Below are 12621 nucleotides of genomic sequence, written 5' to 3'. Positions count from 1 at the left end.
GATGTTAGAGGTTGGTCACCCCGGTCCGGGGTCAAGCAGCGGCCACGGTTCGGTTGCTGAGCCGTACCACCGCAGCAAGGGCCACCAGGGCGACCGCCGCGCCGGAGGTCATGATGACCGCCATCGCGGGCCCGTCGTTGCCCAGCACTCCGACCAGCGGCGCGATCAGCGCGCCGAGCCCGAACTGGCAGGCGCCCAGCAGTGCCGCGGCGGTGCCGGCGGCCTCGCCGTGCCGGCCCAGCGCCAGCGCCGGGGCGTTGGGCATCACGAAGCCCATCGACCCGAGGACCAGCCACAACGGCACCAGGAACCCGACCAGCCCGCCGATCCCGGTGGTGGTCAGGGCGACCATCACCAGTCCGGAGGCGGTGGCCACGATCAGGGAGGTCACCACGATCTGCATCGTGGTGAAGCGGTTGAGCAGCACGACGTTGAGCTGCGATGCGCCGATCAGCGCCACCGCGCCCGCTCCGAACACCAGGCCGAACGCCTGCTGGTTGAGCCCGTACTGCTCCTGCAGCACGAACGAGGAGCCCGACACGTAGGAGAACAGCGCCGTCATCGCCAGCGCGGCCACGACCAGCAGCAGCACGAACTCGCGGTCGGTGAGCAGCTTGCCGTAGGTCTTGAGCACCGGCGCGAAGTGCGGTGCCTGCCTGCGCCGCGGCGGCAGCGACTCCGGCAGCGCGAGCACCGCCAGCACCAGCAGGGCCGCACCGAGCGCGGCCAGCACGCCGAAGACCCCGCGCCACGAGGTCGACAGCAGCACCGCGCCGCCCAGCGTCGGAGCCAGGATCGGTGCGATGCCCATGACCAGGATCAGCCGCGAGAGCGCGGTGGCGGCCGCGCGCCCGGACCACAGGTCGCGCACCACGGCCATCGCGACCACCATCGCCGCGGCCGCCCCGACTCCCTGAACCACGCGCAGCCCGCCGAGCACGGCGACGTTCGGCGCGATGAGGCAGGCCAGCGAGGCGAGGATGTGCAGCGCGGTGCCGGCGATGAGCGGCTTGCGGCGTCCGACGACGTCGGAGAGCGGGCCGATCAGCAGTTGTCCCAGCCCCAGGCCGAGCAGCGTTCCGGTGAGGGTGAGCTGCACGGTGGAGTCGGGAGCCCCCAGGTCCGCGCCGATGGAGGGCAGCGCGGGCAGGTACATGTCGATGGTCAGCGGCCCCAGGGCGATCAGCGCCCCGAGCACCACGATGATGCGCAGTCGCTTCAGCCCGGTCGGTTCGTCGGCGCGGACCTCGGTCGTCCGGGCCGGCGCCGCCGGGGATTGCACAGCAACGTCTTCCATCGCTTCCCTTCGGAATGTCGTTCGGTACCCGACCTAGAGCGTGGTGGGAGCCGCGTTTGTTCCGGAGGAATCGAGAATTCGCTGTGATGCGGGTTACAGATCTTGGATCTGATGTCCACTGTGGACGGGTATTCCCGGAATTGATTACCGTTGCGTGAATTCCGGGTTCCGCGCGGGCTGCCCGGGTCCCGCGGACCCGGGCAGCCGATCGCTCAGTGCTGCGTGAGCATCGTGCGCATGGAGTCGATCTCGGACTGCTGGCTGATCATGATCTCCCGCGCCATCTGCTGGGCGTCGGGGAAACGACCCTTCTCCACCTCGGTCCGGGCCATCGCGACCGCACCTTCGTGGTGCTTGATCATCAGCATCAGGAACTTCTGGTCGAACTCGGGGCCCTTGGTCTGGCCGAGGCTGGCCATCTCGTCGGTGGCCATCATGCCGGTCATCGCGTGACCGCCATGTTCCCCGTGTCCGGACTGCTGGACGTTCCAGTCCCGCAGCCAGCCGTTCAGCTTGTCGATCTCCGGGCCCTGCGCCGCCTCGATCCGGGCGGCCAGGTCCTTGAACTGCTGGGATCCGGCGTTCTGGGCGGCCATCCTGGACATCTCGATGGCCTGTTCGTGGTGCGGCACCATGCCTTGGGCGAACATCGCGTCGACGTCGTTGTGCGCGGGCGCGGTCTGGGCGGGCGGAGCCGCCGGGGCGGGGTTCTCCGCCTGGCCGCAGCCGGCCAGGAACGACAGGGACAGGGCGGCGCCGAGCACAGCGGCGCCCGTGCGGGCGTGCTTCATCGCGAATTACCTCGTCTTCGAATTGGCGGGATCGGGCGTGACCGGGTCGAGCCGGTCCGCAGGCCGATCAGCGCCGGAGTACGCAGAGTGCGGCGAGCCGCCGAGGTAATGGGTCCGGAGGTCGCGCTCGTTGCAGTGTGCGCCGGATCCGGGGGATGAACATCTCGGCCGTGACGAGGACGGCCAGGCGCAGGCGTGGGGCCAGCAGCACGAGGAAGCTCGCGGCGACCGCCAGGCACAGGTGCAGCGCGTCGTGCCCGTCGGGCGCGGCGTCGTCGGAGGCCTCGACCTGGGCGTGCACGCCGACGGTGGGCTGGGCGTGGTGCGCGTCGTGCTGCGCGGGCACGTGGTGCATGAGCACCACGCCGAGGGCCAGGGCCACCAGCAGGGCCCAGCGGAACGCTCCGGTGCGCACGGGCGGAGCCGTCAGGACTTCACCAGGCGCGCGATGGCGTCGCTGGCCTCGCGGATCTTGGCCTCGGCCTGCTCGCCGCCCTCGGACATCGCCTCGGAGACGCAGTGCTTGAGGTGCTCGTCGAGCAGTCCCAGCGCCACGGCCTGCAGCGCCTTCGTGGTGGCCGAGACCTGGGTGAGTACGTCGATGCAGTACTCGTCGTCGTCGATCATGCGCGCGAGCCCGCGCACCTGACCCTCGATGCGACGCAGTCGCTTGGCGTAGTCGTCCTTGTTGTGGGCGTAGCCGTGCATCGAATTACCTCCCCTGGGTCGGTGGACCCACCACCTTTATACCCCAGGGGGGTAGTTGTTGCCAGTCCGGTCAGAGGAACTCGCTGCGCGCGGTCGGCTTCTCCGCCGCGCTCCCGCTCTGCTCGGCGCGGCGCATCCACAACCACCCGCCGAGCTGGACGAGCGCGGCGCCACCGGTCAGCGCCACGGCGATGACGGCGTACGACGGCCAGCCGTTGATCACGCCCAGGGCCACCGCCACGGCGAAGAACAGCAGCGTGCGCACCAGCAGGATGCCGAGTTGGCTCTTGGTCACGGCCCGACCACCTCCGCCCCCGAGTCTAGGCGGGGTCTCGGCGTCGTCCGTCCGGGCGTGCGGCATTGACGCTGCGTGTCGGCCTGCTTACGTTTGATGACGGCCGTGCTCAGATCGAACGGAGCGTCGCATGCCCGAACCGCTGGGGCCGGATTCGTTGATGTGGCGCTACTTCGGCGACTGGCGCGGGCTGCTGCTGGCGCTGTGGGCCGGGTCGATGCAGAACATGCATCCGCAGCTGGGGGCCGGCGTGGAGGAGCACTCGGAGTTCTTCGACGAGCGCTGGGAGCGGCTCTACCGATCGCTGTACCCGATCGGCGGCGTGGTCTACGACGGCCCGCGCGCGGAGGAGACGGCGAAACTGGTCCGCGGCTTCCACAACGGCATCAAGGGCGTCGACAAGCGCGGCAGGCCCTACCACGCGCTCAACCCGGAGACGTTCTTCTGGGCTCACGCGACGTTCCTGGTGATGCCGATCCTGATCAACGACCGCCTGGGCAAGCCGCTGACCGAGGAGCAGAAGGCGCAGGTCTACGCCGAGGGCGTGCAGTGGTACCGCCTCTACGGCATGAGCATGCGCCCGGTCCCGCCGGACTGGCCGAGCTTCCAGCGCTACTGGGACCACATGTGCCGGGACGTGCTGGAGGTCAACAAGGCCACCCTCGACGTCCGCGATCTCTCCCGCATCGGCAGGCCGCCGCTGATGAAGTGGCTGCCCGAACCCGCCTGGCGGTGGGTGCGGCCGCCCATCGCGCGGCTCATGCACTGGCTCACGACCGGCTGCTACGACCCGCCGATCCGCGAGAAGCTCGGCCTGCGCTGGACCCGCCGCGACGAGCTCCTCCTCAAGGTCGTAGGTCGGGTGTTCGCGGCGTTGTGGAGCTTCGTCCCGTTCAAACTCCGCTTCCACCCGCGCGCCAGGGCGGCCTGGAACCGGGCGGAAGGCCGCCTCCCCGCCAACGCCCCGCTGGTCGAAACACCACCCCGCAACTACCCACCCCCGCACAAGCGGGCGGACCCGAAGCACTACTTCCCAGGCCCCGTCGCCTGACCGGGTGAGGGATTCGAATTTCGCGCGAAATTTGAACGGCAGGTTTCGGCCTCGAACTTCGCGCGAAATTCGAAAAGTGCTGGTCACCGCCAGTGTCGGTCGAGCTTGGTGACGTCGGGAGCCGTTCGGGGGCGGTCCGGCTGGGCGGCCCAGGTGATGCCGTTGGTGAGGATCCTGCGGATCTCAGGCTGGTGGTAGACGGGGTAGCGCTGATCGCCGGGGCTGAAGTAGAAGATCCGGCCGTGGCCCCGGAAGAACGTCACGCCCGACCGGAACACCTCACCGCCGTCGAAGGACGAGATGAAGATCAGCTCGTCCGGCGCGGGGATGTCGAAGAACTCGCTGTAGGTCTCCTGCTCGGGGATGACCAGCGGGTTCGGCACGCCCTCGGTGATCGGGTGGTGCGGGGCGACGGTCCACACCAGCTCCTGCTCGGCCGCGTCGCGCCAGCCCAGCGAGCAGGTGGTGCCCAGAAGACGCTGGAAGATCTTCGAGAAGTGCCCGGAGTGCAGCACCAGCAGCCCCATGCCGCCCAGGACGTGCCGCTGCACCCGGTCCACCACCGCCTCGTCGACCTGACCGTGCGCGCGATGGCCCCACCACAGCAGCACGTCGGTGTCGGCGAGCACCTCCTCGGGCAGCCCGTGCTCGGGGTCGGCCAGCAGGGCGGTGCGCACCGAGGCCTCCGGCAGCCCCTGCCGGATCCCCTCGGCGAGGGCGCCGTGGATGCCGTCCGGGTAGATCTCGGCCATCACCGGCGGGTCCTGCTCCGCCTCGTGCACGCCCTCGTTCCAGACCGTGATGCGCAGACCGCTCACGCGACCGCCACCTCCCGCTTCTCGGCCGCCGAGCGGTAGCAGGCGTCGATGACCTCCGCGCGGCGCAGCGCCTGCGAGCCGTCGTTGTCCGGCCACTCCTGCGGAGAACCCATCAGCCGCACGAAGTTCTCCACCACCGCGGCGTGCGCGCGCCCGGGCTCGGCGCTGGGCTGGTAGTCGGCGATCTCACCGTCGACGTCCCGGTACACGTGCAGGTCACCGACCTGCGCCTTGGTGGCGCCGACGGCCCTGAGCTCGGCGCCGCCCTCGGTCCCCAGGACGCTGAAGTCGATGAGGTCGGTGGGATTGCGGAACGCCGCCCACGAGGTCTCCAGCACCAGCGTCCCGCCGCCTTCGAGCCGGATGAACGCCGATGCGAAGTCCTCGACCTCGAAACCGCCCTTGGACTGGGCGGTTTCCCACTTCATGCCGCCGATGTTGCGCGGACCCAGCTCGGCGTAGGTCACCGCGCTGACCGACTCGACCTTCGGCTCGCCGAGCAGGAACAGCGCGTAGTCCAGCACGTGCACGCCGATGTCGGCCAGCGGCCCGCCGCCGGCCATCTCGCGGTTGGTGAACCAGCTGCCGATCTTGGGGATGCCGCGCCGCCGCATCCAGGACGCCTTGGCGTAGTAGGGCCGTCCGAGCTCGCCGCTCTGGATGATCCCGCCGAGGGTCTGGATGTCGCCGCGCAGCCGGTGGTTGAACGCCACGTCGAGCACCCGGCCGGCCGAACGCGCCGCGTCGACCATCTGCCTGCCCTCGATGCCGTTGCGGGCCAACGGCTTCTCGCTGAGCACGTGCAGTCCGCGCTTGAGCGCGGCGATGGCGATCGGGGCGTGCAGGAAGTTGGGCACCGCGATGCTCACCGCGTCCAGCTCGGGCAGCTCGACGAGCTGCTCCCAGCTCTCGAACAGGTGAGGTGCGCCGTACTCCTCGCCGAGCGAGGCCAGCAAGTCGGCCTCCTGCCCGGCGATCGCCACGATCTCAACGTTGGGCAGCGCCTGGTAGGCGGCGAGGTGCTGCTGCCCCGCCCAGCCGACGCCGACGACTCCGACCCGGAACGTGGGGTCACTCATCAAGGGACTCCTTCTTCTGCGGTGGCCTCAGCCCTTGATCGCGCCGGCGGTAAGACCGGCCACGATGCGCTTCTGGAAGACCAGCACGAGTATCAGCAGTGGCAGGGTGACGAGCACGGACGCCGCGCTGATAGTGCCGATCGGGTGGTCGAAATCGCTCGTTCCGGAGAAGTAGGCGATGGCGACCGGAACGGTCCGGGCCTCCGGGGTGGAGGTGAGCGTGACCGCCAGCAGGAATTCGTTCCACACCGAGATGAACACCAGGATCGCCGTGGTGGCGATGCCGGGAACGGCCAGCGGCAGGATCACCTTGCGGAACGCGGTGAACGGGCTCGCCCCGTCGATCAGCGCGGACTCCTCCAGTTCGAAGGGGATCTCGCGGAAGAACGAGGTGAGCACGAAGATCGCCATCGGCAGCGCGAAGGTCAGCTTCGGGATGATCAGGCCGGCGAGGGTGTCGTAGAGCCCGATCTCGCGCCAGATCGTGAACATCGGTGCCGCGATGGCGATCACCGGGAACGTCGTCACCGACAGCATCAGCCCGAGGACGATGCCCTTGCGCGGCAGCTTCAACCGCGCCAGCGCGTAGGCGGCGAAGGAGGCCAGCAGCAGCGCCAGCGAGGTCGTCACCACCCCGACGACCAGCGAATTGCCCAGCGCCGTCAGGAAGTCCTCGTCGGCCAGCACGTCCAGGTAGTTCCGCAGCGACGGCGAACCGGGCACCAGCGAACCCGAGGACAGCTCGGCGCCGGTCTTGAGCGAGGTGTTGACCAGCCAGTAGAACGGCACCAGCGAGGCCAGCATCACCAGCAGCGCGAACAGCAGGACCACGGGACGTGTCATGACTTCTCCTCCGCGACGTCGCGAATGTTGCCGCCCGCGAAGCGGATGTAGACCAGCGACACGGCCATGACGGTGATGAAGGTGAGGATCGACAGCGCCGAGCCCTGCCCGATCAGCCGCTGTTCGCGCAGCTCCTGGTAGGCGATCATGGACATCGTCTCGGTGCCGTTGGACCCCTTGGTCAGCACGAACGGCAGGTCGAAGATCCGCAGCGCGTCGAGCAACCGGAAGATCGCCGCCAGCGCGATCGCCGGGCGCAGCAGCGGCAGGGTGACCCGCCAGAACGTCTGCCAGCGGCTCGCCCCGTCCAGGTCCGCAGCCTCGTAGACATCGCCGGGGATGACCTGCAACCCGGCCAGCACCAGCAGCGCGACGAACGGCGCGGTCTTCCACACGTCGGCGACGATGATCACCACCATCGCGTAGCCCGGTTCGGCCAGCCACACCTGCTCGCCGCCGGGCAGGCCGAGGGCCCGCAGCAGCCCGGTGACCAGGCCGAGGTTGGACTCGAACATGGCCTGCCAGGTGATCGCCGAAACCACCGTCAGCACCGCGTAGGGCACCAGAAGCACCGATCGCAGCAGGCCGCGACCCCGGAACGCCACGTTGAGCAGCAGCGCCATCGCCACGCCGAGGACCACTTCGAGGGCCACGGAGGTGAAGGCGAACAGGAAGGTCTGCCCGAACGCCCGCCACCACTCCTCGGAGATCAGCGCGTTCCAGTAGTTGGTCAGGCCGACGAACTGCGACAGACCCGCGTGCCGGACGCTGTAGACGTTCAGCGACAGCCAGACCGCGTAGCCGATCGGCACCGCCGCCACCAGGAACATGATCACCAGGGCTGGGGAGACCATCCACACGGCGGTGCGCCGCTGCTGGGCGTCGACTCGGCTCATCAGAACGTCTCCTGGGCGGTCTCGACGTCTGCGGTCATCTTCCGCACGCCCGACTCCACGTCGGCCTGCCCGGAGATCACCTCGTAGACGTTGTCGTAGATCGCGCGCGACACCTGCGCGTACACCGGTGAGCGCGGACGCGGCTTCGCCTGCAGCAACGACTCCTTGAGCTGCGGGATGAACGGCAGTTCGGCGCGCACCTGCGGGTCGTCGTAGAGCGCGGCGAACACCGGGGCCTGGGCGGTGTCGAGCACCATCTTCTTCTGGAACTGCGCGCTGGTGGCGTAGTCGATGAGCGCGACGGCCGCGCCCGGGTCGTCGGACTTCGCGGCGATGGCGAGGTTCCAGCCGCCCAGCACCGCGGCCGGTTTGCTGCGCTCGTCGAAGGCCGGCAGCGCCACCGCCTGGGTGACGGGACCCGCTGCGGTTTCCTGGATCTTCTTGTGCGCGCTGGGCCATTGGCGCAGGTAGCCTGCCGCGCCGGATTCGTAGGCGCGGCGGGCGTAGTCCTCGTCGTAGGTCAGGCACGCACGGTCGATCGCCCCGGACTCCAGGCCCTGGCTCATCAGCCGCAGCACCTCCCGGGTCTGCGGCGAGTCGACGGTGACCCGGCCCGAGTCGTCGATCACCGAACCGCCGGCCGAGTAGAGCAGTTCCAGGAAGTTCGCGGTCAGCCCCTCGTAGCGCTTGGCCTGCATCTCCACCCGGTGCGACCGGTCCTGCCCGGCCTGGGCGTAGACCTCGCGCCAGGTGGTAGGAGGGGGCACGCGGTCGGCGCGGTAGAACAGCAGCCCGGCGTTGGTGTAGAAGGGAACCGCCCAGTCGCGCCCGGCGTAGCGCACCGTTTCCAACGTGGTCGGCATCAGCTCGTCGCGGTGCCGTTCGGTGAGCCTGCTGTGGTCGAGCAGCCAGCCCTGGGTGGCCCACTCGCTGGTCCAGGTCACGTCGGTGAGGTAGATGTCGCACTCCGACGAACCGCCCTCCAGCCGCTGCAACGCCTGGGCGCGGGTGGAGTCGGTGTCCTGGCCGATTTCGATGTAGCGCGCGGTCAGCCCGGTGCCGCGCGCGTTGAACTCCTGGGTGAGGGTCTCGAAAACGCCGGTGTCGCGCACTCCGCAAATGGTCACCTCGCCGCGCGCACCCCGAGCTGAGGCGGGATCGGCGACGGAGACCGGGGGTGCGTGCTCGCCCGGCGGACCGGTCGGGGGAGCGCTCGCGCAGCCGCTGAGGACCAGCGCCGCTGCGGCGACGGCGGCCCAGGGCCGGGTTGAAGGCATGGCTGTCTCCGCTTCGCGGTTCGTCGGCGGTGACGCCGGGCAGACCCGGGCACCGGTCGAAACGGCGGCGTGAGACGGATCAAATGGTTGCCGCGCGGATGCGGGGTGTCAAGGGATCTCTCGGACCAGGGCGGGAATTCCCTCCGGGGAGAGCACGTTCTCGATGCCGGCGACCACCGCGCCGGCGAGCCCGGCGGAGCGGCCGAGGGTGCTGTTGGCCAGCGAGAGGTGCCGGGTCGCCAGCGGCAGCGCCCGGCGGTAGACGACGCTGCGGATCCCGGCGAGCAGGTCGTCTCCGACCGAGGTGATCAGTCCACCTAGGACGATCCGCTTCGGGTTGTAGAAGTGCACCAGCATCGCCACCACCTCGCCGATGGTCGCCGCGGCGGCCCGGATCCTGCGGATGGCGAGCGCGTCGCCGTCGCGCAGCAGCCGGGCCAGATCCTCTATCGTCTCCGGCCCGCCGGACTCGGCGCGCAGCCCGCGCAGCACCGCGTCGGCCGAGGCCACCGCCTCCACGCAGCCGACGTTGCCGCACTGGCAGATCACGTCGTCGGCGCCGGGCACCCGGATGTGCCCGATGTCGCCGGCCGCGCCGTCGGAACCCCGGTGCAGCTCACCGGTCGCCGAGACGATGCCGCCGCCGATCCCGGTGCCGATCTTGAGGAACAGCAGCGGGGACTCCGCGGCGGGCAGCGCGCGGGCCTCGCCCAGGGCCATGAGGTTCACGTCGTTGTCGACCGAGGCGGTGCAGTCGAAGCGGTCGGCCATCGTGTCGCCGACCGGGAAGCCGTCCCAGCCGGGCATGATCGGCGGGCGCACCGGCATGCCCATGCGCGGATCCACCGGTCCGGGCAGGCCCATGACCAGCGCTTTGACCTCGTCGGTGGCGATGTCGCTGCTGCTCAGCAGCGCGCGCAGCTGCTCGGTGAGCACGTCGAGGGCCTTCTCCGGGCCGACCGAGATGTCCAGCGCCACCTGCTGCTCGGCGAGCAGGTCCTGGCCGAGGTCGGCCACTGCCAGCCGGGTGCTGTGCGCGCCGACGTCGGCGGCGAGCACGACCCCGGCGCGCGGGGAGATCGCCAGGCGGTGGGCGGGACGTCCCCGGCCGCCGCCGTTGAGCGCGCCGCGCTCGGCGACCACCTCGGCCGCGATGAGGGCGTCCAGGTGGCTGTTGACGGTGGAGCGGGCGAGACCGGTGTGCTTGACCAGCTCCGCGCGGCTTTCCGCCGTGCTGGAGGCGATCAGCCTGGTCAGCACGCTGAGCACCAGGTTCGCGTCAGCGCGCCCGGACGTCCTCGGCACCGTCAACCGGACCGGATCCCATCCCACGGTCGCCCCCTCCGGCGGATTTACCGCTTATTTATGACCGAAAAGAAAATAAATTGTAGCTATTGTCGGCATAAATGTGGGGTCCTAGCGTGAGCGAAGACGAAAATCGGGCGTGAGACACCCGTCGTTGTCATCCGAACCGACCGAGGGAGGCAGGCGCGTGAGCCCTGGGAACACCAGGCGGGGCGCCGCGATCGTGGGCGCCGGGATGATCGGCGAGGTGCACCGGCGTTCCGCGCTGCTCGCCGGCGCCGAGATCGTCGGAGTGCTGGCGTCCACGCCGCAACGTTCGCTGGAGAAGGCGGGGGAGTGGAACGTCTGCGCGTTCGCCTCCTTCGACGAGGTCCTCGCCGACGACCGGGTCGACGTGGTGCACATCTGCACCCCCAACGCCACCCACGCGCCCTTCGCCGAAGCCGCGCTCGCCGCGGGCAAGCACGTCATCTGCGAGAAGCCGCTGGGGATTTCGCTGGAGCAGGCCGAGCGGATGGCCGCGGCGGCCGCCTCCAGCGGACTCGTCGCCACGGTGCCCTTCGTCTACCGCTACCACCCGCTGGTCCGCGAGATCCGGGCCCGGCGGCAGGCCGGCGAGTTCGGCGACTGGCACCTGCTGCACGGCAGCTACCTGCAGGACTGGATGCTCGACCCGGACGCCTCCGGCTGGCGCGTCGACCCCGAGCAGGGCGGGGTGTCGCGCGCCTTCGCCGACATCGGCTCGCACTGGTGCGACCTCGTGCAGTGGGTGTCGGGGGAGACCTTCACCGACGTCTTCGCCGAGTTCTCCATCGCCGTGCCCACCCGCCCGTCCGCCGGAGGAATCAGCTTCAGCGGCCCCAGCGGCGACGCCGGCGAGCGGGTCGAGGTGCGCACCGAGGACACTGCGGCGCTGCTGCTGCGCACCGGCACCGGCGTGCTCGCCTCGGCCGCGATCTCGCAGGTCGCAGCGGGTCGGAAGAACCGGTTGTGGTTCGAGCTCGACGGTTCCGGCGGCAGCGCGGTGTTCGACCAGGAGAACCCCGAGCAGATCTGGCTCGGCGGCGCCGAGAGCAACCGCGTCCTGGTTCGCGACATCGGCACCGGATCGGCCGAGCAGCGCAGGCTCTCCAAGCTGCCCGCCGGGCACGCGCAGGGCTACGCCGACTGCTTCGACGCGTTCGTCGCCGACACCTACGCGGCGATCGACGGCGGAGACCCGGAAGGGCTCCCCACTTTCACCGACGGACTCCGCTCGGCCCGGCTGGTCGACGCGGTCGTGCGCGCATCCGGAAACGGCTCCTGGACGAAGGTGTGATGATGCGACTCGGAATGCTCACCGCTTGTCTCCCGCAGTGGACGCTGGAACAGGTCGCCGGCTGGGCCAAGATCAACGGCTACGAGGCCCTGGAGGTCGCGGTCTGGCCGCGCACCGGCGGCCGCGACTTCGAAGCAGCCCACCTGCCGGTCGCCGAGTTCGGCTCCGAGGAGGTCGACGAGACCAAGGACCTCTTCCAGCGCTACGGCCTGGAGCTGTCGGCGTTCGCCTACTACGAGAACAACCTGCACCCCGACCCCGCGCGCCGCGAGGAGATCCGCACCCACCTCAAGCACTCCATCGACGCCGCCCAGGCGCTCGGCGTGCCCTACGTGGGGACCTTCATCGGCCGCGACTGGACCAAGTCGGTCGCCGACAACCTCGCCGAAGGGCAGCGGGTGCTGCCCGAACTCGTCGACTACGCCGGTGAGCGCGGCGTGAAGCTCATCGTCGAGAACTGCGTGATGGAGGGCTGGCACCCCGACGGCTACCCCGGCAACCTGGCCTACTCGCCGGAGCTGTGGGAGTGGATGTTCTCGCTGGGCTTCTACCTCAACTGGGATCCCTCGCACCTGACCTGGATCGGGATCGACCCGGTGGAGACCATCGCGCCCTACATCGACCGCATCGTGCACGCGCAGGCCAAGGACGTCGAGCTCGATCCCGCCGCGCGCAACCGCTACGGCTTCTTCGGCAAGGTCGACAAGGGCGGCAACCCCTGGGACATGGGCTGGTGGCGCTACCGGGTGCCCGGCCTCGGCCAGGTCGACTGGCCCAAGGTCGTCGACCGGCTCTACGAGCACGGGTTCACCGGCATCCTCTCCGTCGAGCACGAGGATCCCGTCTGGGGCGGTGACGACGAACGCATCACGCAGGGTCTGCGCATCGCGCAGCGCACCCTCCGGCCGTTGATCGTGGGTTGATTCCCTCCCTGAAGGGGTGA

At 69.9% G+C, this 12621-nt stretch carries 14 protein-coding genes; 3 read left to right on the top strand and 11 right to left on the bottom strand.

The window, feature by feature from the left end:
• Positions 1 to 31: 31 nt before the first annotated feature.
• The 5 genes from AB0J91_RS05045 to AB0J91_RS05025 all read right to left on the bottom strand — a co-directional run bounded on the left by AB0J91_RS05045 (position 32) and on the right by AB0J91_RS05025 (position 3091).
• Entirely contained in the window at positions 32 to 1297 is a 1266-nt protein-coding gene (locus tag AB0J91_RS05045; RefSeq protein ID WP_363864277.1) for a multidrug effflux MFS transporter, read from the bottom strand.
• Between the two features lie 212 nt (positions 1298 to 1509).
• A complete protein-coding gene (locus tag AB0J91_RS05040) occupies positions 1510 to 2088 on the bottom strand; it encodes a DUF305 domain-containing protein (protein WP_363864275.1) in 579 nt (192 codons plus the stop codon).
• A 67-nt stretch (positions 2089 to 2155) separates the two neighbouring features.
• Positions 2156 to 2503 carry a hypothetical protein gene (locus tag AB0J91_RS05035; protein WP_363864273.1) on the bottom strand — a complete coding sequence of 116 codons (348 nt, stop codon included), beginning with the start codon at positions 2501 to 2503 and terminating at the stop codon, positions 2156 to 2158.
• An 11-nt stretch (positions 2504 to 2514) separates the two neighbouring features.
• The gene (locus tag AB0J91_RS05030; protein ID WP_145735666.1) at positions 2515 to 2796 is read right to left on the bottom strand and encodes a metal-sensitive transcriptional regulator; all 282 of its coding nucleotides are present in this window, start codon (positions 2794 to 2796) and stop codon (positions 2515 to 2517) included.
• A 70-nt stretch (positions 2797 to 2866) separates the two neighbouring features.
• Positions 2867 to 3091 (bottom strand): hypothetical protein, encoded by a 225-nt coding sequence (locus AB0J91_RS05025; protein ID WP_363864271.1) that lies wholly within the window; start codon positions 3089 to 3091, stop codon positions 2867 to 2869.
• Positions 3092 to 3221: 130 nt separating this feature from the next.
• Here AB0J91_RS05025 and AB0J91_RS05020 point away from each other — a divergent pair, with 130 nt between their 5' ends.
• Complete coding sequence (locus AB0J91_RS05020) at positions 3222 to 4142, top strand: oxygenase MpaB family protein (RefSeq protein WP_363864269.1); 921 nt, start codon at positions 3222 to 3224, stop codon at positions 4140 to 4142.
• A gap of 83 nt (positions 4143 to 4225) precedes the next feature.
• Here the strand turns inward: AB0J91_RS05020 and AB0J91_RS05015 are convergent, their stop codons facing one another.
• From AB0J91_RS05015 to AB0J91_RS04990, 6 genes are all read right to left on the bottom strand, one after another.
• Complete coding sequence (locus tag AB0J91_RS05015) at positions 4226 to 4960, bottom strand: ThuA domain-containing protein (protein ID WP_363864267.1); 735 nt, start codon at positions 4958 to 4960, stop codon at positions 4226 to 4228.
• The gene (locus tag AB0J91_RS05010) at positions 4957 to 6039 is read right to left on the bottom strand and encodes a Gfo/Idh/MocA family oxidoreductase (protein WP_363864265.1); all 1083 of its coding nucleotides are present in this window, start codon (positions 6037 to 6039) and stop codon (positions 4957 to 4959) included. The genes AB0J91_RS05015 and AB0J91_RS05010 overlap by 4 nt, the downstream gene beginning before the upstream one ends.
• A 27-nt stretch (positions 6040 to 6066) precedes the next feature.
• Positions 6067 to 6882 carry a carbohydrate ABC transporter permease gene (locus AB0J91_RS05005; RefSeq protein WP_363864263.1) on the bottom strand — a complete coding sequence of 272 codons (816 nt, stop codon included), beginning with the start codon at positions 6880 to 6882 and terminating at the stop codon, positions 6067 to 6069.
• Positions 6879 to 7778 (bottom strand): sugar ABC transporter permease, encoded by a 900-nt coding sequence (locus AB0J91_RS05000; RefSeq protein WP_363864261.1) that lies wholly within the window; start codon positions 7776 to 7778, stop codon positions 6879 to 6881. Before AB0J91_RS05000 ends, AB0J91_RS05005 begins: the two co-directional genes overlap by 4 nt.
• Positions 7778 to 9055, bottom strand: coding sequence for an ABC transporter substrate-binding protein (locus AB0J91_RS04995; RefSeq protein WP_363864259.1), 1278 nt, complete (start codon positions 9053 to 9055; stop codon positions 7778 to 7780). The genes AB0J91_RS05000 and AB0J91_RS04995 overlap by 1 nt, the downstream gene beginning before the upstream one ends.
• A 108-nt stretch (positions 9056 to 9163) precedes the next feature.
• The gene (locus AB0J91_RS04990; RefSeq protein WP_363864257.1) at positions 9164 to 10387 is read right to left on the bottom strand and encodes an ROK family protein; all 1224 of its coding nucleotides are present in this window, start codon (positions 10385 to 10387) and stop codon (positions 9164 to 9166) included.
• 160 nt (positions 10388 to 10547) lie between these two features.
• Here AB0J91_RS04990 and AB0J91_RS04985 point away from each other — a divergent pair, with 160 nt between their 5' ends.
• Positions 10548 to 11678 carry a Gfo/Idh/MocA family oxidoreductase gene (locus tag AB0J91_RS04985; protein ID WP_363864255.1) on the top strand — a complete coding sequence of 377 codons (1131 nt, stop codon included), beginning with the start codon at positions 10548 to 10550 and terminating at the stop codon, positions 11676 to 11678.
• A gap of 2 nt (positions 11679 to 11680) precedes the next feature.
• Positions 11681 to 12601, top strand: a complete 921-nt coding sequence (locus AB0J91_RS04980; RefSeq protein WP_363864254.1) for a sugar phosphate isomerase/epimerase — start codon at positions 11681 to 11683, stop codon at positions 12599 to 12601.
• The last annotated feature ends 20 nt before the right edge of the window (positions 12602 to 12621 follow it).

Source organism: Saccharopolyspora sp. NPDC049357 (assembly GCF_040677225.1).
In the GTDB taxonomy this organism is placed as follows: domain Bacteria; phylum Actinomycetota; class Actinomycetes; order Mycobacteriales; family Pseudonocardiaceae; genus Saccharopolyspora.
The sequence above is the reverse complement of the archived record's forward strand: the minus strand, read 5'-3'. Positions and strand labels throughout refer to the sequence as shown.

What these genes read in the sequence shown, in the direction of transcription:
- AB0J91_RS05045 (WP_363864277.1), bottom strand. Translation starts at nt 1,297, where the DNA reads ATGGAAGACGTTGCTGTGCAATCCCCGGCGGCGCCGGCCCGGACGACC.
- AB0J91_RS05040 (WP_363864275.1), bottom strand. Translation starts at nt 2,088, where the DNA reads ATGAAGCACGCCCGCACGGGCGCCGCTGTGCTCGGCGCCGCCCTGTCC.
- AB0J91_RS05030 (WP_145735666.1), bottom strand. Translation starts at nt 2,796, where the DNA reads ATGCACGGCTACGCCCACAACAAGGACGACTACGCCAAGCGACTGCGT.
- AB0J91_RS05020 (WP_363864269.1), top strand. Translation starts at nt 3,222, where the DNA reads ATGCCCGAACCGCTGGGGCCGGATTCGTTGATGTGGCGCTACTTCGGC.
- AB0J91_RS05010 (WP_363864265.1), bottom strand. Translation starts at nt 6,039, where the DNA reads ATGAGTGACCCCACGTTCCGGGTCGGAGTCGTCGGCGTCGGCTGGGCG.
- AB0J91_RS05005 (WP_363864263.1), bottom strand. Translation starts at nt 6,882, where the DNA reads ATGACACGTCCCGTGGTCCTGCTGTTCGCGCTGCTGGTGATGCTGGCC.
- AB0J91_RS05000 (WP_363864261.1), bottom strand. Translation starts at nt 7,778, where the DNA reads ATGAGCCGAGTCGACGCCCAGCAGCGGCGCACCGCCGTGTGGATGGTC.
- AB0J91_RS04995 (WP_363864259.1), bottom strand. Translation starts at nt 9,055, where the DNA reads ATGCCTTCAACCCGGCCCTGGGCCGCCGTCGCCGCAGCGGCGCTGGTC.
- AB0J91_RS04980 (WP_363864254.1), top strand. Translation starts at nt 11,681, where the DNA reads ATGCGACTCGGAATGCTCACCGCTTGTCTCCCGCAGTGGACGCTGGAA.